Annotated in this window: 25 protein-coding genes and 1 riboswitch; of the genes, 20 read left to right on the forward strand and 5 right to left on the reverse strand. The window is 40.4% G+C overall.

Going from position 1 to position 22604, the window contains the following annotated elements:
• Nucleotides 1–60 precede the first annotated feature (60 nt).
• From AC2YHV_RS05330 to AC2YHV_RS05340, 3 genes are all read right to left on the reverse strand, one after another.
• Entirely contained in the window at nucleotides 61–1539 is a 1479-nt protein-coding gene (locus tag AC2YHV_RS05330; RefSeq protein ID WP_096338936.1) for a sodium:solute symporter family protein, read from the reverse strand.
• A complete protein-coding gene (locus AC2YHV_RS05335) occupies nucleotides 1536–1736 on the reverse strand; it encodes a DUF3311 domain-containing protein (protein WP_048685209.1) in 201 nt (66 codons plus the stop codon). Before AC2YHV_RS05335 ends, AC2YHV_RS05330 begins: the two co-directional genes overlap by 4 nt.
• Before the next feature lie 277 nt (nucleotides 1737–2013).
• A complete protein-coding gene (locus AC2YHV_RS05340) occupies nucleotides 2014–3354 on the reverse strand; it encodes an amino acid permease (protein WP_328144598.1) in 1341 nt (446 codons plus the stop codon).
• Between the two features lie 187 nt (nucleotides 3355–3541).
• A riboswitch (glycine riboswitch) is annotated at nucleotides 3542–3620 on the reverse strand.
• Between the two features lie 508 nt (nucleotides 3621–4128).
• On the opposite strand from AC2YHV_RS05340, the gene AC2YHV_RS05345 reads away from it, so the two are divergent.
• The 3 genes from AC2YHV_RS05345 (at nucleotide 4129) to AC2YHV_RS05355 (ending at nucleotide 6044) form a co-directional block, all read left to right on the forward strand.
• A complete protein-coding gene (locus AC2YHV_RS05345) occupies nucleotides 4129–5517 on the forward strand; it encodes an amino acid permease (protein ID WP_063577410.1) in 1389 nt (462 codons plus the stop codon).
• 64 nt (nucleotides 5518–5581) lie between these two features.
• Nucleotides 5582–5932, forward strand: coding sequence for a hypothetical protein (locus AC2YHV_RS05350; RefSeq protein WP_487372746.1), 351 nt, complete (start codon nucleotides 5582–5584; stop codon nucleotides 5930–5932).
• A complete protein-coding gene (locus AC2YHV_RS05355) occupies nucleotides 5916–6044 on the forward strand; it encodes a hypothetical protein (protein ID WP_487372747.1) in 129 nt (42 codons plus the stop codon). Before AC2YHV_RS05350 ends, AC2YHV_RS05355 begins: the two co-directional genes overlap by 17 nt.
• Here AC2YHV_RS05355 and AC2YHV_RS05360 read toward each other — a convergent pair.
• Entirely contained in the window at nucleotides 6028–6237 is a 210-nt protein-coding gene (locus AC2YHV_RS05360; RefSeq protein ID WP_487372748.1) for a hypothetical protein, read from the reverse strand. The genes AC2YHV_RS05355 and AC2YHV_RS05360 overlap by 17 nt on opposite strands.
• A gap of 111 nt (nucleotides 6238–6348) precedes the next feature.
• On the opposite strand from AC2YHV_RS05360, the gene AC2YHV_RS05365 reads away from it, so the two are divergent.
• Entirely contained in the window at nucleotides 6349–7698 is a 1350-nt protein-coding gene (locus AC2YHV_RS05365) for an FAD-binding oxidoreductase (protein WP_369315997.1), read from the forward strand.
• A gap of 109 nt (nucleotides 7699–7807) precedes the next feature.
• Here AC2YHV_RS05365 and AC2YHV_RS05370 read toward each other — a convergent pair whose 3' ends face one another.
• On the reverse strand, nucleotides 7808–8014 hold the full coding sequence (locus AC2YHV_RS05370) for a hypothetical protein (RefSeq protein WP_487372749.1): 207 nt from the start codon (nucleotides 8012–8014) through the stop codon (nucleotides 7808–7810).
• 443 nt (nucleotides 8015–8457) lie between these two features.
• Between AC2YHV_RS05370 and AC2YHV_RS05375 the strand changes: the two genes are divergently transcribed.
• The 16 genes from AC2YHV_RS05375 (at nucleotide 8458) to AC2YHV_RS05450 (ending at nucleotide 22604) form a co-directional block, all read left to right on the forward strand.
• Nucleotides 8458–9369 carry a LysR family transcriptional regulator gene (locus tag AC2YHV_RS05375; RefSeq protein ID WP_487372750.1) on the forward strand — a complete coding sequence of 304 codons (912 nt, stop codon included), beginning with the start codon at nucleotides 8458–8460 and terminating at the stop codon, nucleotides 9367–9369.
• A gap of 133 nt (nucleotides 9370–9502) precedes the next feature.
• Nucleotides 9503–10525 carry an LLM class flavin-dependent oxidoreductase gene (locus AC2YHV_RS05380; RefSeq protein WP_487372751.1) on the forward strand — a complete coding sequence of 341 codons (1023 nt, stop codon included), beginning with the start codon at nucleotides 9503–9505 and terminating at the stop codon, nucleotides 10523–10525.
• 73 nt (nucleotides 10526–10598) lie between these two features.
• Complete coding sequence (locus tag AC2YHV_RS05385; protein ID WP_487372752.1) at nucleotides 10599–11933, forward strand: LLM class flavin-dependent oxidoreductase; 1335 nt, start codon at nucleotides 10599–10601, stop codon at nucleotides 11931–11933.
• A gap of 38 nt (nucleotides 11934–11971) precedes the next feature.
• Nucleotides 11972–12232 (forward strand): glutaredoxin family protein, encoded by a 261-nt coding sequence (locus AC2YHV_RS05390; RefSeq protein ID WP_098187108.1) that lies wholly within the window; start codon nucleotides 11972–11974, stop codon nucleotides 12230–12232.
• 123 nt (nucleotides 12233–12355) lie between these two features.
• Nucleotides 12356–12889, forward strand: coding sequence for a GNAT family N-acetyltransferase (locus AC2YHV_RS05395; RefSeq protein WP_239860198.1), 534 nt, complete (start codon nucleotides 12356–12358; stop codon nucleotides 12887–12889).
• Nucleotides 12890–12909: 20 nt separating this feature from the next.
• Complete coding sequence (locus AC2YHV_RS05400) at nucleotides 12910–13728, forward strand: amino acid ABC transporter substrate-binding protein (protein WP_057278661.1); 819 nt, start codon at nucleotides 12910–12912, stop codon at nucleotides 13726–13728.
• 32 nt (nucleotides 13729–13760) lie between these two features.
• Nucleotides 13761–14468, forward strand: coding sequence for an amino acid ABC transporter permease (locus tag AC2YHV_RS05405; protein WP_057278662.1), 708 nt, complete (start codon nucleotides 13761–13763; stop codon nucleotides 14466–14468).
• Nucleotides 14469–14488: 20 nt separating this feature from the next.
• Nucleotides 14489–15199, forward strand: coding sequence for an amino acid ABC transporter permease (locus AC2YHV_RS05410; RefSeq protein WP_487372753.1), 711 nt, complete (start codon nucleotides 14489–14491; stop codon nucleotides 15197–15199).
• Nucleotides 15196–15966: an amino acid ABC transporter ATP-binding protein gene (locus tag AC2YHV_RS05415; protein ID WP_230136303.1), complete on the forward strand. Its 771-nt coding sequence runs from the start codon at nucleotides 15196–15198 to the stop codon at nucleotides 15964–15966. The genes AC2YHV_RS05410 and AC2YHV_RS05415 overlap by 4 nt, the downstream gene beginning before the upstream one ends.
• Before the next feature lie 23 nt (nucleotides 15967–15989).
• The gene (locus AC2YHV_RS05420) at nucleotides 15990–16499 is read left to right on the forward strand and encodes a GNAT family N-acetyltransferase (RefSeq protein ID WP_057278665.1); all 510 of its coding nucleotides are present in this window, start codon (nucleotides 15990–15992) and stop codon (nucleotides 16497–16499) included.
• Nucleotides 16500–16513: 14 nt separating this feature from the next.
• Nucleotides 16514–17656, forward strand: coding sequence for an amidohydrolase (locus AC2YHV_RS05425; protein WP_487372754.1), 1143 nt, complete (start codon nucleotides 16514–16516; stop codon nucleotides 17654–17656).
• Nucleotides 17657–18098: 442 nt separating this feature from the next.
• On the forward strand, nucleotides 18099–19103 hold the full coding sequence (locus AC2YHV_RS05430; RefSeq protein WP_487372755.1) for an LLM class flavin-dependent oxidoreductase: 1005 nt from the start codon (nucleotides 18099–18101) through the stop codon (nucleotides 19101–19103).
• Nucleotides 19104–19171: 68 nt separating this feature from the next.
• A complete protein-coding gene (locus tag AC2YHV_RS05435; protein ID WP_487372756.1) occupies nucleotides 19172–20005 on the forward strand; it encodes a MetQ/NlpA family ABC transporter substrate-binding protein in 834 nt (277 codons plus the stop codon).
• A 43-nt stretch (nucleotides 20006–20048) separates the two neighbouring features.
• On the forward strand, nucleotides 20049–21128 hold the full coding sequence (locus AC2YHV_RS05440; protein ID WP_034305564.1) for a methionine ABC transporter ATP-binding protein: 1080 nt from the start codon (nucleotides 20049–20051) through the stop codon (nucleotides 21126–21128).
• Nucleotides 21070–21720 carry a methionine ABC transporter permease gene (locus AC2YHV_RS05445; protein WP_057278667.1) on the forward strand — a complete coding sequence of 217 codons (651 nt, stop codon included), beginning with the start codon at nucleotides 21070–21072 and terminating at the stop codon, nucleotides 21718–21720. Before AC2YHV_RS05440 ends, AC2YHV_RS05445 begins: the two co-directional genes overlap by 59 nt.
• Nucleotides 21721–21755: 35 nt before the next feature.
• A complete protein-coding gene (locus tag AC2YHV_RS05450) occupies nucleotides 21756–22604 on the forward strand; it encodes a MetQ/NlpA family ABC transporter substrate-binding protein (protein ID WP_082609436.1) in 849 nt (282 codons plus the stop codon).

Below are 22604 nucleotides of genomic sequence, written 5' to 3' on the forward strand. Positions count from 1 at the left end.
GCTCAGTCTTTTGACTGAGCCTCCAATGTTATTGATCCATAACCAGTTTCAAAATTTGCTTCATATATCGTTAACGGATTTAGGTTCCAACTGAACCGCGTGCTTTCTGAAAGCAATACTCACCGTGATCATCACAATGAAATTGACTGCCAATGCAATGATTCCCACATTCAAATCTTTTGCTGCTTGCGGTAAGGATGGAAACAAGGTCCCTATTGTCGATTGACTGAGTGTAATGCAGATTACGATGGCCAATCCGGTAATGATGCCGGCGATTGCGCCAAATTTATTGATCGGATTATTCCTTTTCAGACTAAAGAGAAGGGATGGGAAGAGCTGTGTAATGAGACTGTATCCCATAAGAATTAATGCCGACATCGTTTCGCCGCCGTTTAAGGTGAAGTAGACGGCTATAAGGGCAATGATTGGCACAAGGAACTTTGCCAATCGTACAATATGGCGATCGGACACGTCAGGTGCAAATTCCTTATAAACGTTTTTCGCGAGCAGTGTAGCGACGCTCATCAAAAGCATGGATCCCGGCACCAATGCGGTCAACAATCCAGCGCCGCCGATTATGCCTATAAACCATGGATCAAAGGTCTCGATCGACAGGCGCAGCAATGAGAGGTCCGCATCTGCACCAACGAGTCCGGGCACTTTCAATATAGCTGTAAACCCAACGAAAAAGACGAATAACAGCATGAGTGTATATAAAGGACTGATGATGGCGTTCTTTCGAAATACCTTGCCGCTGCGTGCTGAATAAACAGCGCTGAAAACTTGCGGCCACATATAGAAACCGAATACGAGCAATATTACCGTGGAGATGAACCATGATACGCTAAGCCCCTGATCAGGGAACTTTAGAAAACCAGGCTTGGCGGCATCAACCGCTTCAAACATCGGCTGAAATCCGCCAAAGTAATGAATCGGCAGATAAATCCCCAAAAATCCTATTATGGCGACCATCATGATATCTTTAATGACCGCGGTCCAAACTGAACCGTGGATACCGGAGATCATCACATAAATGGTAAGGCTGATCGCCCCCATCCAAACTGCCTCAGACATTGAGATGGCACCATAAGATGCTTCTGAGACAATGATCCCCAATCCTTTCAGCTGCACGACGATCACTGGGATCATCGACACCACACCGACAAGTGCAGCCAAAATTCCTAAACTGGGACTCTTATATTTGCTTACAAAGAAATCGGATTGAGACATCAGTTTATTTTCTTTGGCATATCTCCATATTTCCGGCAGGAGCCAATAGGATAATACGTAAGACAAAGTAATGTAAATTAGAACATATAGAGCGGGTGCGCCCTTGCCATAAGCCCAGCCGCTGCCGCCAAGGAAGGAGAAGGTCGTATAGATTTCCCCGGCCATCAGCAGAAAGACGAATATCGCACCAAAACCGCGTCCGCCCACCGTCCATTGTTCCAAGTCCATATCTTTTCCTTTTGAAGAGCGTATTCCTAAAAATATCGATAGAAGTAAAAATGCTAAAATGATTAAGAGAGCAATATTCATTCCTGGTCACCTTCCCGATTCCTGGGATCCAGCTTATACATGATGCCGAGTATGGCAGAGGTAAGGACCACCCACATAGCCATCCAGAACATATTGAAAGGCATCCCTAATACATATGGTTCTATTTTATTAACAAAAGGTAGAAATCCCAGTATGCCTATAAAAGGAACTAGTGTAAGAATATATATAATCTTCATTAAACAACCCCCTCCGTTTTAAATAAAGTGAAACGCCCACCAATGGGGGTTCATTCTTCAATGCCACTGATGGATGGGTGAACCAAACCGGATGGAAAATTCATACATGACGGAAAAGGTACGATAATATATATTAGCTTACACTATTTTGATATAAAATTTAATGCAGTTGCCTGATATATTTTAGCAAAAGTGTGCAGAAAGCCGAAGGCCTAATATGTTCATATGCAGATAAAGCCTTGAATTCATATTGAGTTCAAGGCTTTATTTCCTTTAGCTATCTTTTTTTTCGATAATTATATAGTATCACCAAGAGGATGAACCAGATTGGGGTCAAGAGCAGTGATAGCCGTGTAGCTTCAGCGAATAGCATAACAATAAGGATGAACAGGAATAAGCCTAAAATGACGTAATTGACAAAAGGTGTAAAAGGAGCCTTGAAAGTCGATTCGGCTCTTAGGTCGGGCCTTGTTTTCGAATATTTGATATGGGAGATCAAGATAATGCTCCATACCCAAATGAAACAGATGGCACTGATGGTAGTCACGACAGTAAATGCCTGTTCCGGTATCAGCTTGCTTAATAATGCCCCTATTGATACAACGATTGTGGATGTGAATAAGGCATTGCTCGGAACAGCCTGTTTATTTAATTTTTCCAGCTTAGCTGGGGCTTCACCATTCCTGCTTAACGTATAAAGTATTCGGCTCGTTGAAAATAAACCGCTGTTGCATGCAGAAGCAGCGGATGTCAAAACGACGAAGTTGATGATCCCTGCAGCGACTGGAATGCCGATTAACGCAAAGACCTCTACAAATGGACTGCTTGTGGCATTCAGTTGTGTCCATGGGTTGACGCAGAGAATGACGAATAGTGCACCAACGTAGAAAAGCAAAATCCGGACAGGGATTTTATTGATGGCAGATGGAATGTTCTTTCGCGGGTTCGCCGTTTCTGCTGCAGAAACCCCGACCAATTCGACACCGACAAATGAGAAGACGACCAACTGTAAAGATAACAGGAATCCGGAAATGCCATTGGGGAACATGCCGCCATGATTCCAAAGGTTCGTTAGGGAAACCGTTCCGGTATTGGTATTGAAGCCGAGGATCAGAAGGAAAATTCCTACGATGATCAAGGCGATGATCGTGATTACTTTAATGATGGCAAACCAGAATTCCAATTCGCCAAATATCTTAACGGTCAATAGGTTCAATCCTAACAGAATGACCAGACAAAGCAGAGCCGGAATCCATTGAGGGACATCAAACCAATATTGCATATAAACACCGACAGCTATGATATCGGCCATTGCGGTCATGATCCAACAAAACCAATATGTCCAACCGGTCACGAAGCCGGCCCATGGACCGACATATTCAGTTGCGAATTCAGTGAATGATGTGTACCCTGCATTGGATAAAAGCAATTCCCCCAGGGCCCTCATCACAAAAAACAAGGCAATCCCTATTATCATATAAGAGAATAATATGGAAGGACCTGCTAATTGTATGGCTTTTCCGGAACCTAAAAATAAACCGGTGCCAATGGTTCCTCCTATTGCAATCAGTTGTACATGTCGATTTTTTAAATCTCTTTTTAATTCTTGTTTAGCCAATTCGTACGCCCCCGTTTTTATAGTCTGGTAGTGAATGTTTACCTGCATGGTCTTGGAGAGAGGGACGTGATTGTCGTCCAGCTTGCCTTTCCCATTTGTTGTTTTAGTCCAATCACAATATGGACAATAAAAAAAGAGATTGGATAATACCAATCTCTTAAAGGGCTCAGAATAACAATATATCATTCGTTACTCTTCTGTCCTTTTGCCTGAGATTGTGAATCCTTCGGCGCTGCATCTTGTACAGTCTCTCCAGAAGCTGCTCCTGCTATAGTGTCATCCATAGCATTCATCGCTTGCTTGTATGCGGTTGTGAAGAAATGTCAGTCAGTGATGATTTTCCACTGCTTGATCATTTCATTATGCTTATAAAATAATATTGGAATTCTATCATCTATTTTTCGGTAGGTCAACAATTTTTTTTGAAATGAAACAGGCATTTTCTGTAGTTTAATAGTGGTCTGTATTTAACTTAAGGTCTAAGCAGAAGTGATTGTTTTCTACTCATTATGAACGATCACTATAATAAAATACTGAACATCATTTTTTTAAAATGATATTTTTAGATTAGAAAAATCAACAAGATATTATTGGCAACTGTTTATTTCAAAAATACAATTGTATTTTTACAGAATATTTACTATTATAAGATAAGAAAACATAAATGAAGTGTTATTGGTATTTTTTCGATAGAGCATTTCTAACTGCAATAATTAATAAGTTCGTGGTAAGGATAGAAAAGCATTACCGATATTGCATCTGGAGGAGTTAATCATGTCGAACAAGGAATTAAAGAGAGGGCTGGAAGCACGTCACATTCAAATGATAGCTTTGGGCGGAACCATCGGAGTCGGCTTATTCATGGGATCTGCGAGCACGATCAAATGGACCGGGCCCTCTGTAATGCTTGCTTATGCCATTGCAGGTATTTTTATATTTTTCATCATGCGTTCCATGGGTGAGATGCTTTATTTAGAACCGACTACAGGTTCTTTTGCAACCTTTGCGAGCAGCTATATACATCCTTTGGCAGGTTATATGACTGCTTGGAGCAATTGGTTTCAATGGGTAATCGTCGGAATGTCCGAAATCATTGCGGTTGGCTTGTATATGCAATATTGGTTCCCGGAGTTACCGGCCTGGATACCAGGTGTGGTCGCCATGATCATCTTGGGAGCGGCCAACCTCATTTCCGTTAAATCCTTCGGGGAATTTGAATTCTGGTTTGCACTTATAAAAATCATAACGATTATATTGATGATCGTTGCCGGCCTGGGCCTTATCTTCTTTGGAATAGGGAATGGCGGGGATGCGATTGGATTATCGAATCTTTGGGAAAATGGCGGCTTCTTTACGGGAGGCTGGACAGGATTCTTCTTTGCGCTTTCACTTGTCGTGGCTTCCTATCAAGGCGTTGAGCTTATCGGCATCACAGCAGGGGAAGCGAAAGACCCAACGAAGACCGTAACAAAAGCGATTCAATCAATTATATGGCGCATTTTAATTTTCTATATTGGTGCCATTTTCGTCATCGTGACAGTATTCCCTTGGGATCAACTGGATGACTTAGGCAGTCCGTTTGTTTCGACCTTTGCCAAAATAGGTATCACTGCAGCGGCAGGCATCATTAATTTTGTCGTCATCACTGCGGCGATGTCTGGATGCAACAGTGGGATTTTCAGTGCAGGTCGTATGCTTTACACACTGGCATTGAATGGCCAAGCTCCGAAAGTCTTTGCTAAAGTATCTAAAAATGGAGTTCCGGCATATTGCACGATCGCTGTACTATTAGGGTTGGGCATCGGGGTTATCCTGAATTACCTTGCACCGCCGCAAGTATTCCTTTATGTGTACAGTGCGAGTGTTTTGCCTGGGATGATTCCATGGTTTGTCTTACTTATCAGTGAGCTTAAGTTCAGAAAGGTAAATGCCGCTGAAATGGAGAAACATCCGTTCAAAATGCCGTTGGCCCCTTACAGTAACTATGCGACAATAGCCTTTTTACTGATGGTGCTGGTAGGTATGTGGATCAATCCTAGTACAAGGATTTCCTTGGTTGTCGGGATCGTTTTCCTAGCCTTGGTAATAGCAAGTTATTACATGCTGAAAATGGATAAACGAACACCATTGGATGTTAAATCCGATGATGAGATTTCAGGATAAGAAATTCTAGTAAAAAGCCCTTCTCTAATTCGAGAAGGGCCTTTTTTTTCCTTGTAGATCAATTGTGGAATTCACGAGTAAAACAGCGAAACTCACGAGTAAAGTCGTGGGATTCACGAGTAAAGCCGTCGAATTCACGAGTAAAACAGCGGAATTCACGAGAAAAGTCGTCGAATTCACGAGTAAAACAGCGAAACACACGAGAAAAGTCGTCGAATTCACGAGTAAAATAGCGAAACTCACGAGTAAAGTTGTTGAATTCACGAGTAAAACGGCGAAACTCACGAGTAAAGCCGTCGAATTCACGAGTAAAATAGCGAAATTCACGAGTAAAACAGCAAAATTCACGAGTAAAGTCGTCGAATTCACGAGTAAAATAGCGAAATTCACGAGAAGTTGTGGAATTCACGAGTAAAACGGCGAAACTCACGAGTAAAGTCGTTGAATTCACGAGTAAAACAGCGGAATTCACGAGTAAAGTCGTCGAATTCACGAGTAAAATAGCGAAATTCACGAGAAGTCGTTGAATTCACGAGTAAAACAGCGGAATTCACGAGTAAAGTCGTCGAATTCACGAGTAAAATAGCGAAATTCACGAGAAGTTGTTGAATTCACGAGTAAAACGGCGAAGCTTACGAGTAAAGTCGTTGAATTCACGAGTAAAACAGCGGAATTCACGAGTAAAGTCGTCGAATTCGCGAGTAAAACGGCGAAACTCACGAGTGTAGCTAATTTGACCTCGTAACAAGGGAGGGACAGCAAGGGGAATGTATCTTCATGCCAGGTTTTTTCATAGGATGTTACATATTTACCCGAGGAAGGGGTTATCTTTTGGAAAGAACAAAGCTTACCGGTCGTATCGTTACACCTAATGATGCTGAGTATGAGCGTGCCAGGATAAATAATAACTTAAGTTTTTCTAAATTCCCAAAGGTCATTGTGTTTTGTCAAAGTTCCGATGATGTGTTGAATTCATTGAAGTGGGCCCGGGAAAATCATGCACCTTTCCGGGTTAGGAGCGGCAGGCATAGTTATGAAAATTTTTCATTAGTGAATGGCGGTCTAGTCATTGATATTAGTGAAATGTACAATATCAAGGTCAATCGTGAAAAAATGATCGCAAAAATTGAAGCCGGAGCTGATTTAGGGCGAGTATATAATACGTTATGGGACTATGGCACGACGATTCCGGCAGGGACCGAAAGCAGTGTTGGTGTTGTAGGTCTTACGCTCGGCGGTGGAATAGGTATGTTAACGAGGCGCTTTGGACTTACTTGTGACAATCTACTTGAAATAGAAATGGTAAGGGCTTGTGGAAAGAGGGGAGCCAAACTCATTAAAGCGAATAGGAAAATCAATAGTGATTTATTTTGGGCATGCTGCGGGGGAGGAGGGGGAAACTTTGGCATAGTCACATCTCTTACTTTCAGGGTAACCCCCGTATCAAGGGTTTCCGTTTTCTCCGTCACATGGGGGTGGGAGGATTTCGAAGCGGTGTTTGAAGCCTGGCAGGATTGGGCCACTCAAGCTGATGAAGGCTTAACTTCAGAAATAGAATTCAAGGCAAAGGAAGCAAACGAAATTTTTGCTAAAGGTGAATTTGTTGGAACGTCACATAGATTGAAGCAGCTATTAAAGCCTTTGACAAAAACCGGTTCACCAATAAATGTCATGATAAAGGAAGTCCCATACATTGAAGCCGTAAGATTCTTTGATTATCCAGCTGGAAATCAACCGGCGCATCGAAAGAGGTCAGGATCTTTCATTGAAAAAGCTTTTCCACAGCAAGCAATCGCAACTATGAAACATTTTTTAGGAAATGCTCCAAATGAAAATGCAGCCATTTGGCACCAATCCCTAGGAGGAGTGGCGGGCCTTAAAGATCCAAAGGAGACAGCTTTTTATTATCGAGATGCCATCATCGCCCAGGAGTATCAGGCTACATGGACCAATCCAGAAGAAGAGCGGCTAAACATTCGTTGGATCAAGGACCTGAAGCATGCCTTGTCACCATTTACTACCGGTGACTATGTGAATTGGCCGGATACTCTAATCAAAGATTGGCCAACTGCGTATTATGGAGAAAATTTCAAACGGCTTAGGGAAGTGAAAACGAGGTATGATCCATACAATGCGTTTAAGTTCCCACAAAGCATACCGCCATTAAATAAGTGGGGGTGAAAAAAGCTTGGAACACCATAAACATTCGTTATATAAAGGCCTATTCCTGAATTTGGATATAGGCCTCTTTCTTCTTGTTTTGAATCAATTATTCGGATAATCCCCAGAATCATTCCGCTTGCTGGGCTTGTACTGTACTATAAACCTGATTTACGGAAGATTGGGCTTGGGCAATTTCTTGAGCAGCTTGTTTAATGGCTTCTTGTGCCAAAGCAGAGGAAGATTTTTCAATTGCTTGTGAAAGTAAGGTTTGCGTAAGGGTAACGTTAGCTTTTGCTTGATTTAATTGATTGATATCAATTTGCTGTTGAGGCATGTAGTTTCTCTCCTTATGTCATTATTGAAATTACTCCATTAGGATGACCTTTCTTTTCTATTTTATAAGGAGAAAAAAATATAACGTAGACAGATGGACAGCTTGGAAAAGTTCAATCCAAATTTTAAAAAAAGATGCACACTCAGGATTGAAAAGCGGGCAATAAGAGAATGGGATTATTCGTTTTATTTACTTAGAATCCTGAAATTTTCATCTGCATAATAGATTGCGTCCCTTGAATAAAATTGTAAGATAATGCAAAAAAAATGTGATTTATTCTTTGTTAAGTTAATTAAATTATACTTTACTTATTGGTTTTATCAGATTAAAATCGGAGAAAGAATTATTATAAGAGGATGAGCTGATTGGACAACCGAAAGCTCCTGAACGCGATAAGCGAACAGGAGCTTTTTGCGTTCATTTTGGAAAAAGGAGTTGGCTAGATGAATATTGATCATATTGAAGCGTTTATGTATGTTGTTCACCTTAATAGTTTTCATAAAGCCGCAGAGGCGATGTTTTTATCACAGCCAACGGTTTCGGCAAGAATTAAGACGCTTGAGAGTGAACTCGATTCAGTACTATTTGAGAGGCAAGGAAGAGGGATTATTTTAACCGAAAAAGGGAAAGCCTTCATTCCATTTGCGGATCAAATTATTCGTACCTTTCACCAGGGGAAAAAGCAGTTGAAGACAGGAAGCGAACTGGAGGAAATAACGATAGGGGCTAATATCATTACATCGCAATACTTTATTCCATTTGCTCTTCCTCTATGGAAAAAGGAAAACCCAAATTTACGCTTTAAATTCATTTCAGCAACAAATGATGCATTAATGGAAAAATTGCTTCAGAAACAGGTTGATATAGCCTTTATGAAGGATGTTACACATAGTGGTCTGCAAAATCACAAAACCCTTGATAATTCAATTCGTTTAGTCGTGTATCCAGGACATCCATTTCAACTTCGAACTGGGCTAACAGTACAGGAATTAGCAATGGAGCCGTTGGTATTTTTTGAGTGTGGTGCGCTTGACTGGAACCACGTTCATAAAATTTTTGAAGTATCAAATGTAGAGCCGCGCATTGATTTTCAGGTTGATCACCTGGAAGTGGCGAAGTCGCTAATTCTTAGCAGAAGCTGTATCGGATTTTTACCGTACTTATGTATTAAAAAAGAGTTAGAACAGGGAACTTTGATTGAAGTGGATGTGTCACATTTAATCAAGATAAAGCAGCACATCTATCTGACGCATTTAAATCACGGGATGGAATCCCCTTTATTATGGAAAGACATTCTTTTATCAATTCAGAAATTTGAGAAAACCCATCAGCAATTACAGATACAATCTAATTGATAGATATTTTCTATCAATACAATATTTTTTTCTATTAGTAAAACCATTGCCATTAACATGTTTTAGGTGATAGGATATGTCAAAATATAATTATTCGCATAAGTGAACTTTGAATTAAATCGGAGGAGAGAATATGAGTTATAAGCTTGGCATTTTAGACCAGAGCCCGATATTTCCAGGAGCTTCAGCATTTGATGCACTGCAGCAAACCATTAACCTGGCTAGACATGCAGAAGAGTGGGGTTATACCCGTTTCTGGGTATCCGAACATCATCATGCCGAACAGCTGGCGGGGTCCTCCCCGGAAGTATTGATTTCTTATTTATTGGCCCAGACAAAATCGATTCGGGTAGGGTCCGGAGGTGTTATGCTTCAGCATTATAGTCCATATAAAGTGGCGGAAAACTTTCACGTATTATCGAATCTTTCGCCCGGCAGGGTAGACCTTGGCATCGGAAAGGCACCAGGTGGGCTCCCCTTATCAACGAAGGCGCTACAGTTTGGAACTGTGAATGCTGGAAAAGATTTCGAAGAGCGGTTATCTTTCCTGCAAGAAATAATCGAGAACTCAGTTGATGAAACTCACCCGCTTGCAGGCATTCAAGCGACACCGCTACCTTCCGAAAAGCCTAAGATGTTTCTGCTTGGTGCAAGTGCTGACAGTGCCAGGTTAGCAGCCGAACTTAGGATAGCTTATGTATTTGCTCGATTTATCAACAGTAATGAGACTGTACTTGAAGATGCTGCACGCATTTACCAAAGTATCTATCCAACTGGTAGCTTTAAGGTATCGGTTTCAGTGATTGCTGCTCCTTCACAACAAGAAGCGGAACAGTTAACAGGTGATCAGAAGATTGTGAAAGTTCATCTCAAAAGCGGTCGCTCTGTCACAGTCCAAACCTTAGCGCAAGCTGAGTTATTCGGGAAGCAGTCTGGGGAGCTTTACGAAATAGAAGAACAGGATTCCAATATTATTGCTGGAACTCCTTCTTATGTAAAAGAAGTCTTAGCAAATTTACATGAAAAGTACGGGGTAGATGAGTTTATCCTACATTCGCCGATTTTAAAGGAAGCAGAAAGGTTCAGATCTTTTCGATTGTTGAGTCCACTTCAATTAGTCTTATCTGAAGAGAAACACGTTACGAGCCAAAATTAAAAAGGCCTCAGCAATCAGGGGAGATGTGGGATGTAGCAAATTTGAAAACCGATTAATTAAAGGAGGAGTATCGATGTCTGAACAGAGAAAGTTGAAATTTGGAGCGCTTATTCATGGAGTAGGAGGGAGTATATCCGGTTGGAGACATCCAGACATTCAAGCAGATGCCAGTGTAAGTCTTGAATTTTATAAGGAGCAGGCCCAGAAGGCTGAAGAGGGAAAGTTCGATTTACTTTTCATTGCTGACGGATTGTTTATCAATGAGAAGTCAATTCCGCATTTTTTAAATCGATTTGAACCACTTACCATTTTATCCGCACTCGCTGCTTTTACATCAAGAATAGGGCTTGTCGGAACAGTTTCCACCTCATACAGTGAGCCATTTACTGTAGCCCGGCAATTTGCTTCACTTGATCACATTAGTCAAGGTCGTGGCGGATGGAACCTTGTTACTACCCCTCTTGAGAGTACGGCCTTGAACTATAACAAAACGATTGAAGAACACCCTGATCATGCCAAACGCTATCGGATTGCATCAGAATATATACAAGTCACCAAGGGACTTTGGGATTCATGGGAGGATGACGCGTTTACTCGGGATAAAGAGTCCGGTGAGTTTTTTGATCCTTCTAAAATGCATCAATTAAAGCATAAAGGAGAATTTTTTTCCGTGCAAGGACCACTCAACATTGCCAGATCAAAACAGGGGAGACCAGTCGTTTTTCAAGCAGGTTCATCAGAAGCTGGAAAAAACCTTGCGGCTAAAGAAGCGGATGCAATCTTTACAGGTCAACCAACTTTGGGAGATGCCAAGATTTTTTATCAAGATGTGAAAAACAGGGCTATTGCATTCGGGAGAGATCCTGATGAAATTGTTATTCTGCCAGGTATCGCGCCAATCATTGGTGCAACTGAGGAAGAAGCGGAGCACAAATATCAAGAACTCGCTAACCTGGTTTCTATAGATAAGGCGCTTGACTATTTAGGACGATACTTCGATCATCATGATTTTTCCCAATATGAACTGGATGCACCTTTCCCAGATCTCGGAGACATCGGAAAAAACAGTTTCCGAAGTACAACTGATCGAATTAAACAGGAAGCCAAGGAGAAACAGTTAACGCTCCGTCAAGTAGCAGTTAAAGAGTCTACACCCCGGACTTCTTTTATTGGAACTCCAGAGAAAGTGGCGGATTTGATTCAGAAATGGTTTGAAGAGAAGGGTGCGGACGGATTTATCTTTGCTTCAAGTGTTCCTAATGCTTTAAGTGACTTTGTATCTTATGTGATCCCTATCCTTCAAAAAAGGGGAATATATCGTACTGAATATGAAGCAGAAACATTAAGAGGCAACTTGGGGCTTCCATTCCCGGAAAATCGTTATGCGAAAGAAAGCATTAATCAATGATTGAAGAATCAATTTAAAAATTGAAGGAGGAATAAGAAATGGGAGAAGCGTTATCTGTCGTCGTTTGGTCAAAACAAGGATGTCACTATTGCGAAGAGGTTAAACAATACTTAAAAGAAAAGAAGATCGCTTATCAAACGGTGGATGTTACCAATCATGATGATCGGCGAGATATTTTAGAAATCAAATATGGAGTTCGGTATGTGCCCATTATTGAAATTGGGCGAGGTAGTGTATATGAGAGCGTTACGGAAATTGGAATTCCTCATCTTGAAAAAGTACTCAAACGAGTACAATAACAAAAAATATCACGCCCTTAAATCTGAGTCTATAAGTATGACTGATTGAATTAAGGAAAGATTGCAAAAATAAATCCGACTATTCTTGTGTAAATAATATGTTATAGAAAAGGGGAGTTAATCATGACACAGTTAATCCGTCTTGCCACTGTAAACGATGCTCCAGAAGTGCTAAACGTCACACTTCGGGCTTATGAACCAATCAGGGAATTGAATATTAACTTTCTGGCTGCGACAGCTGATTTGCAGCTAGTGACGAATAATATTAGGCGGAATCTCACTTATGTTTTAGAGGAGGAGTGCCAAATTGTTTCCACCGTGACAGTTCGTCATCCATGGAATGACCCTGATCATTTCAGTCCGTACCCATTCATTTGGTGGTTTGCAGTCGACCCCCTTTATAAACAAAAAGGTATTGGCTCGACTTTGTTAACCTACGTGGAAGAAAACATACTTCGGAAACAGGTGAAAGCGCCGGCCGTCTATTTGGCGACAGCTGAACGTCATCCTTGGCTTGTTTCCATTTATGAAAGAAGAGGCTATGAGATTTTTGCAGAACGAGATCACGATGGAGAAAAAATTGTGTATCTTCGTAAAATTCTAGATGAAACGCTGTATCGCATTATTGAAAATAAAGAACCAATTGTTAGTAATTAAAAATGTTCGGGGGAATTGAGATGAAAAAAACGTTATTAATTGTCATGGCACTGCTACTAACTTTTTTAGGAGCTTGCTCTTCAGAAGAAACAACCAGTACAGCAAAATCTGGGGATTCAAAAGATAAAGAAGTTCAGAAAATCATTGTTGGAACAGGGACGCAGTTCCCTAACATTTGCTTTTTGGATAGTAATGGTAAGCTGACAGGGTATGATGTCGAGTTGGTTCGTCAAATCGATGAAAAACTGCCTGAATATGAATTTGAATTTAAAACGATGGAATTTTCTAATCTATTATTAAGTTTAGAAACGAACAAAATAGATTTTGTTGCTCATCAAATGGAAGTGAACGATGAACGGGAAGAAAAATTTCTATTTAATAAAGAACCATACAATGTCTTTCCGCTTCAAGTTACAGTTCATCAGGACAACAATGATATCCATTCCATTAAAGATTTAAAAGGAAAAAAAGCGATAGTGAGTGCAACGAGCAATTCTGCTGTTTTTCTTGAAAAGTATAATAAAGAAAATAATGCCGGTATTGAAATTGTCTATTCTGGCCAAGGCGCAGATGATACGAAGAATCAAATCAAAACTGGTCGGGCGGATGCTACCATTACTACACCATTTGCAGTCGACTTCTTAAATAAACAAGCAGATGCACAGCAAAAGGTTGTGGGTGAGCCGCTTCTTAATTCAAAAGTATACTTTTTGCTAAGAAAAGACGAAACGCCTTTACAGAAGAGAATTGATGAAGCACTTGTGGAACTGAAAGAAGAAGGGGTAGTTAGCGAACTAAGTAAAAAGTGGCTGGGGGCAGACTATTCAGTGGGATTTTAATTAGATAGTAGTAAGCGCGGAGGTGCTAAAGCATGGGGAAAGCATTTGATCCTTCATTAATCGTCGATTTCATTCCGACATTAATATATTATCTTGGAGTAACATTGCAAATTCTGGCAGCATCCGTTTTATTAGGAATGGTCATCGGGATAGCGGCAGCCATCCTGAGAGTATTTCGTATCCCTGTCTTGAATCAATTTGTCATATTATATATTTCATTCATTCGGGGAACGCCTATTTTAATACAATTATTTCTAGTTTTTTATGGACTGCCTGCAATCCTGTTATTCATTAATATTGATATTTCTAGAATGGATGCTCTGTATTTTGTCATTATTACGTATGCATTAAGTAATGGGGCACATTTTGCAGAAATATTCCGGGGAGCGATTAAGGCTGTCGATTATGGGCAAACGGAAGCAGCCTATTCTGTTGGAATGAATAATAGTCAAAGCTTTTTTAGAATTGTGCTTCCTCAGGCCATACGGATTGCTTTTCCAAATATCGCAAACTCTATTATCGGATCCTTAAAGGATACCTCACTTGCCTTTACCATTGGCGTAATGGATATGATGGGGAGGGGAGAGACATTGATTGCCGCAACTGCACATGCTCTCGAAGTCTATCTCTCATTGGCCGTTATCTATTATGCAGTCGTGCTATTGTTCGAGAAGATATTCAGACTTTATGAAAACCGCATTAATCGGCATCAATCTGTAGATGTGTCTGTTACTGGATAACAAAGGGAGGAGGGAAGGACTTGACGATTGATATATTATTCATTTGGACTGCTTTTAAGGAGATTATTAGAGCACTTCCGATCACACTTATCTTAACGATTCTTCCTCTTCTTGCAGGTTTTATTATCGGCCTCGCTGTTGCCTTGATTAGGATTTATAAAGTGAAATTTTTAAGTAGAATTGCAAATGGCTATGTTTCCTTCTTTAGAGGAACACCGATTATCATGCACATAATGCTCATCTATTTCGGTTTTCCATTATTAATCGATCAAATTTCTAAAAAGTTTGATTTGGGTATACAATCTAATTCCATTCCGATCATTTTATTTGTCTTAACCGCCTTATCGTTGAGTGCGGGTGCTTATTTATCAGAAATATTCAGATCGGGAATTATCAGTGTCTCCAATGGCCAAATGGAGGCAGCCTATTCAGTGGGGATGAATTCGTTTCAAGCCATGAAGCGAATTGTTTTGCCACAGGCCATTGCTCAGTCCATCCCGAATTTCACGAATATTTTCATTGGATTTCTGCATACGTCATCCATTGCTTTCATTGTATCCCAAAAAGAAATGACAGGAGCAGCCAATGTTGTTGCATCCACCAATTTGAAATTTTTGGAGTCTTTTATCGCTGCTGGTTTAATTTATTGGGGTCTCACAATCATTGCAGAGGGGCTTTCGTTTTTAATTGAGAAAAAGGCCACTGCCTATAATCGAGGAGGAGTACAATGATTTATTTAAAAGATATAAAAAAATCATTTAACCAGCAGCCTGTTTTAAAAGGGATTAATTTGAAAATAGGCAAGGGAGAAGTAGTTACCATTCTAGGACCAAGTGGATCTGGGAAAACGACCTTGCTTAGGTGCTTGAATTTTCTGGAGAAACCAGAAGAGGGTATCGTTCAAGTGGGAGATATACAGGTGAAGTCCAAGAAGGCGACGAAAAGGGAAATCTTGTCCCTTAGGAGACAATCGGCAATGGTTTTTCAGCATTATAACTTATTTGCTCATAAAACTGTTTTGGAAAATGTAATGGAAGGGTTAATTGTTACAAAAAAATATAAGAAAGCTGAGGCGAAACGGGAAAGTGAGCTGTTATTGAAAAAAGTAGGTTTGGGAGATAAGCATGACCATTTCCCTTCGCAATTGTCAGGAGGTCAACAGCAACGTGTTGGAATTGCCAGGGCACTTGCTTTAAATCCGGAGGTCATTCTATTTGACGAGCCAACGTCGGCACTCGACCCTGAGTTGGTTGGGGAGGTGCTTTCTGTCATAAAAGCAATTGCACAGGAAGGCATCACGATGGTGATTGTAACCCATGAAATGAGTTTTGCTAAAGAGATATCGGATCGTGTTCTTTTCATGGATGGCGGGGTGATTGTAGAAGAAGGTTCACCATTGGAAATTTTCAATGCTCCAAAGGAAGATCGAACACGACAATTTTTAAATCGGATATCAAGAGATTTTTCCGTATCGTTTTTAGAAGAAAGGGCCAATTAAAGGAAGGGGCCAAGGGAGGACGTATGATTAATACAATCGTAGTCGATGAATTGATTGAAGCAGATAAAGAGACGGTGCGCCGCTTATTGGTAGAAAGTTATCAACAATATGAACATGAATATTCGAACCCGGAAGCTTGGGAAGGATATTTAAAAAATATTGAATCCTCGTTGGATAATCCACATGTTGATAAGGTGCTGGTTGCAAAGTGCAATCAGGATATCCTTGGCACATTACAGCTTTTTCAATCATCTGAAAAAGCATATGAAAAGCCGGAACTTGGGATTTTTTCACCAATCATTCGGTTGTTGGCCGTTCATCCCGAATCAAGGGGACGCGGTATCGCTCAGGAATTATTAAAGGCTAGTGTAAATTATGCAAAATCGCAAGGTGCTTCCAGTTTGTATCTACATTCTACTGATAAGATGCATAAGGCCATTAAACTATATGAATGGTTTGGCTTTAAAAGGGATCGAACGAAAGAATTTCAAAATCAGGATATTTTAGTAAAATGCTATCGCTTGGATTTATAGAAGGAGGCGACTGTATGAGTCGAGAGCTGGAAAAGCGCTTAATATCGATACGGCGCCATTTACATCAATATCCGGAATTATCAAATGAAGAATTTGAAACGACAAAATCTATACAAACGTGGCTCGAGGAAGAGGGCATTGAAATCCGTCATACAGGATTGAAAACAGGTGTTTTTGCAGATATAAAGGGTGGCAGACCCGGACCGACAGTAGCCATAAGGGCGGATATTGATGCTCTTCCAATTGAGGAACGAACCGGGCTTCCATTTGCTTCGAAAGTAAAAGGGATGATGCATGCTTGCGGCCATGATTTTCATACGGCAGCCGTTATAGGTGCTGCCTACCTTTTGAAAGAATATCAATCAGAGTTGTGCGGGACAGTGCGATTGCTTTTTCAACCCGCAGAAGAATATGGAGGCGGAGCGGTACATGTGATAAAAGATGGTCAAATTGACGATGTAGCGGCTGTGATTGGGCTGCACAATAAACCCAATTTGCCTGTAGGCACCATTGGGATAAAAGATGGTCCGTTAATGGCGGCAGTGGACCGTTTTCATATTGTTCTTCAAGGGAAGGGGAGCCACGCGGCCATCCCTCAACACGGAAAAGATCCATTAGCAGCAGCGGCTCAGCTTATTACCGCTCTTCAAACTATCGTCAGCCGGAATGTATCCCCATTAGAAAGTGCCGTGGTGAGTGTTACGAGAATAACAGGTGGAAACACGTGGAATGTAATTCCGGGTGACGTCATATTGGAAGCAACGATTCGAACCTTTAGTTCTGAGATACGCGAAGAAGTAAAAGAGAAGTTTTATTCGATTGTGAATCATATCGCCGCCGCTTTTTCACAGGAACCTGTGATTGGTTGGTTTCCTGGACCACCCGCGCTTCATAATCATCCAGCAGTCACAGAGATGGCCCGCTTGTCTGCTCGCCAGCAATCATTGCATGTAATCAATCCAGAACCTTCAATGGGTGGTGAAGATTTCGCTTATTACCTTCAACATATCCCCGGTACCTTTGCCTTTTTTGGTACAAACGGAAACGAAGACTGGCATCATCCAGCTTTTACTATTGATGAAAATGCCATTATTAAGGCCGCTTATTTTTTATCTGAAAGTGCCAAGGATTTATTATATAACCATGGTAAGTGGTGAATATACATGACAAAGGTGCCAGACACAATTTTGTGCCTAGCACCTTTGTTGTTGTAATTCCTAAGGTTTCGGTCCAATTTGAATTCAAAGCATATTCATGATGCGAACATTCCCCCCATTTTAGCTTCCATACATAGTCACTCTTCATTTTTTTATTCCAGCTTTTCATAGACTCCTCTCCCTCTCATTGATTAATTCTATTCTGATAGCGGTAAGAAGAATAAATCTCAAACCATGATAGGCGAGAGCATGGTTAATTATTAGGCAAAGGCATTCCAAAATCATAATCAATTAATAGAATTTTTTTATCAATTAAATAAATTTTTCTATCAAATAAGGTGTTGTCAAGTGCTTGTTTACAATGTTAGGATGAATTTCAATTACATTAAAAACAACTAATTCGATTTGTTAACTCGGTATTAATGATTGGAGAGAAAGTCATATGAGTTTTAAGCTTGGAATATTAGATCAAAGCCCCATTTTTCCTGGGGAATCGGCAGTTGATGCACTTAAGCAAACCGTAAACCTAGCTCAAAAAGCTGAAGAATGGGGATATACCCGTTTTTGGGTATCGGAACATCATCATATGGAACAAGTTGCTGGGTCTTCACCGGAAGTATTAATCTCTTATTTATTATCGAAAACCACAACCATTCGTGTAGGTTCGGGAGGTGTCATGCTTCAGCACTACAGCCCTTATAAAGTCGCTGAAAATTTTCATGTTTTATCCACTCTTGCCCCGGGCAGGGTAGATCTTGGCATTGGTAAAGCACCAGGTGGATTTCCTTTATCAACAAAGGCGTTACAATTTGGAACTGTGAATGATGGAAAAGATTTTGGGGAACGTGCATCCTTATTGAGAAAGATAATTGAAAATTCAATCGATGATATTCACTTGCTCTCTGGTATTCAAGCAACACCGATACCGCCTGAAAAGCCGGAAATCTTTCTGCTTGGTGCTAGTTCAGACAGCGCTCAACTAGCCGCTAACCTCGGAATGGATTTTGTATTCGCCAGATTTATCAATAGTGATGATACCAAGCTGTATGAAGCGTCTTCTGCTTACCGAAGCAAGTACCCAGAAGGTCGCTTTATCGTATCAGTAGCGGTTGTGGCAGCTCCTACCCAACAAAAAGCAGAGGAGCTGGCAAGCGAACACAAACTATTTAAAGTTCATCTACAAAGTGGCCGGACGCTGACAGTTCAATCACGTGAGCAGGCTGAGTCATTTGAGAAGCAGGCTGGTGAAGCATATGAAATAGAAGAGCAGACCGCAAGTGTTATTGCTGGGACTCCAGGATATGTTAACGGGATTTTAAAGGAAATTCAGAAAGTTTTTCAGGTGGATGAATTTATTTTGCATACACCGCTTCGAAGAGAAGCAGAACGGATCCAATCCTTTCAGTTGTTGAGTCCGCTTCTCTTAGGGGAAGAGACCAACATATAGAAAAGATCCAGAGGGCATGAAGCAGCTGTTATTTCCAATATAAAAGGATAAAAAAGGAGCGAGAAACATTGAAGAAAATTAAATGGCTGTCCGTTACGGTTTTAACAGTAGTATTGCTGGTATTAGGAGCTTGTGGAAGTAATGAGCAAACATCATCGGAGAGTAAAGGAGACAAGGATGAGGAAGTGACTTTGAAAATTGGTGCAGCCTCAATACCACATGCAGAAATTTTAGAGTTTATCGCACCGGATTTAGAAAAACAAGGCGTGAAACTGGATGTCGTGATTTCTACGGATGGTATTCAAACGAATCAACAAACAGCAGACAAAGAATTGGATGCAAACTTCTTCCAACATACCCCTTACTTAGAGCAAGTAAATATAGATAGTGGTTTGAATTTGGTTAATGTGAAGGGTGTACATATTGAACCATTTGGTGTCTATTCCAAAAAAATTAAGTCAATAGGTGAATTGTCAGACGGAGCGAAAGTAGCCGTACCGAAAGATCCAGTAAACTTTTCGCGGTCGTTACAGCTTTTTGCGGCAAATAATATCATTGAGTTGGATGCTTCCAAGTCAGGGGATTATACGATTGAGGACATTACAAAAAATGATAAAAAAATAGAATTCATTCCAGTCGATTCCCCTCTTTTAGTTCACTCGCTAGATGATGTGGAAGCATCGGCCATTAACACAAACTATGCTCTGGAAGGACGGTTAAAACCTCTCGATGATGCACTGATAATTGAAGGGAAGGACTCACCATATGTAAACATTTTAGTTGCTCGTCCAGACAATAAGGACGATAAAGCGATCCAAAAACTTGCGAATGCATTAACGACGGAAAAGGTCAAAGAATTTATTTTTGATCAATATGAAGGAGCCGTCGTGCCCGCATTTTAAGGGGTGTCTATACCAAGCTAGTTAATATGAGGAGGTGGCCACTTTGATAGAATTTCGTCGGGTTTCAAAAGTTTTTGATGGCGGGGAGAAGAAAGTTGAAGCGTTAAAGGAGATTAATATAACCGTTGAAAAAGGGGATATATTCGGGGTTATCGGTTTTAGTGGAGCCGGAAAAAGTACACTCATCCGAACTGTGAATCTACTTGAATATCCTACTTCAGGTGAAGTGATTGTAGAAGGAAAAGACCTTGCCAAGATGTCTGAAAAAGATTTGCGTGAAGCTAAGAAAAATATTGGCATGATTTTTCAGCATTTTAATTTACTTAATTCCAAAACAGTCTTTGATAATGTGGCGATGCCATTATTGTTAGGTAAAAAAAAGAAAAAAGAGATTGAAGAACGAGTTAATGAGATTCTCCGTTTTGTTGGTCTAGAAGACAAAGCAATGAACTATCCAAATCAACTTTCAGGTGGACAAAAGCAGCGTGTCGGGATTGCCCGTGCTTTGGCTACAAACCCTTCGATTTTATTATGCGATGAAGCAACATCGGCATTGGATCCACAAACAACAAAATCAATCCTGAATCTGTTGAAACGGATTAATGAAGAATATAAAATTACCATTCTAATTATCACGCACGAAATGGAAGTGATTAAAGAAATTTGTAATCGGGTTGCAGTGATGGAGGATGGGAGCGTGATTGAATCAGGAAATGTGATCGATATTTTTGCCCGTCCACGAACAGAAACAACACGTAACTTCATTCGATCGGTTGTTCGCGATGAAGTGCCATCAAGTGTATATGGATTGCTCAATGAGGATGCCTATTTCAGTCGAATTTTTAAAATTGATTTTTTGGGATTGAGCTCTGGGCAGCCTATCGTTTCAAAAACAGCGAAGAGGTTTAATGTGGAAATAAACGTTCTGTTCGGCAATATTACTGAGTTACAAGGCATCCCATTTGGTAATTTAATTGTTGAAATAATAGGAAATGAGGATGAAATTGATCGGGCATTACAGTTTATAAAGAATCAAAATGTCAAAGTGAAGGAGGTTACGAAGGATGGAAGTAAGCAAAGAGCTCATTTTAAACGCCTTGTGGGAAACGCTGTACATGGTTAGTATTTCACTTTTCTTTGGAAGCATCATTGGAATATTCTTAGGCATTTTATTGGTTGTAACAAGAAAAGGTCATATTTATGAAAATAGATTTATTTTTTCTATCGTGAATCCGATTGTGAATATCTTCCGATCGATTCCGTTTATTATCTTGCTTGTGGCGATTATTCCATTTACAAGACTAATGGTTGGTACTTCGATTGGTACAACAGCAGCTATTGTGCCACTCGTGCTTCATATTGGCCCATATATCTCAAGACTTGTGGAGAATTCGCTATTGGAAGTGGATGAAGGCATTATTGAAGCCGCGAAAGCCATGGGAGCAACGCCGATACAAATTATTTTCAGGTTTTTAATGCCTGAGGCTTTTGCGTCATTAATTCTAAGTATAACAACTGCAACAATTGGTTTAGTGGGCGCTACAGCCATGGCAGGAGCTATAGGTGGCGGTGGACTTGGAGATGTAGCGATAACTTATGGCTATCAACGCTTTAGTACTATTACGATATTCGTCACCGTTGTAATTCTAGTAATTGTTGTTCAGGGAGTACAAAGTTTAGGAAATATATTCGAACGGAAAATTAGAAGAGTGTAGTGGCGGTAGTGTACTAAGGGAGAGTGGAATGAATGATGAAAAAATGCATTTTACCTATACTGCTTATCTTGGGGGTGTTATTGGCAGGTTGCTCAAGTGATTCAACGAATGCAGGAGGGAAACAGAAAGTGAAGGTAGGGATTAGAAACTCTGAACTTCGAACATGGGAATTTTTAAAGGAACAGGCTGAAAAAGAAGGGGTGGAAATTGAACTTGTTAATTTCTCTTCGGCATATGATCCGAACGAAGCGCTGGCAGAAGGGGATATTGATATCAACGCCTTTCAACATGTTGCCTATTTAGATTCATTTAATGCGAACAATAATACAGACATCGTTCCAATTGGGACTACAATTATTGCTCCTCTCGGTTTGTATTCAAGCAAATATAAATCGGTGGAAGAGATCCCAAATGGTGCACAAATTGCTGTCCCCAATGACCAAGCTAACTGGGGAAGAGCTTTATTGCTATTACAAGAAGCAAAACTCTTAGAGGTTGTGGATGACTTTGACGGGAATGGCGGACAGGACAAAATAAAGGAAAATCCGAAGAAAATCAAAATTGTTCCTGTCGATGGTGCCAGTGCCCCGCGTGTGATGGAAGATACAGCTGGTTCGGTGATTAATAATGGAGTTGCGGTAGAAGCGGGACTAAATTTAAAAGATGCTCTTATTTATGAAAGCAGTACTGCAAAGCCTTATATTAATATCATAGCGGCTAGGAGTGAAGATCAAGACAATGAAATTTACCGAAAATTAGTTGATCTCTATCAATCAGAGAAAACGGCTAAATTTATTGAAGAGACTTACAATGGAAACTATATTCCAACATTCATTACCTTGAAAGAATTGAGCAGTTATAAGGAGATTTATTCTAATAAATAA

It is taken from the genome of Peribacillus sp. SRI_006, from assembly GCF_057586375.1.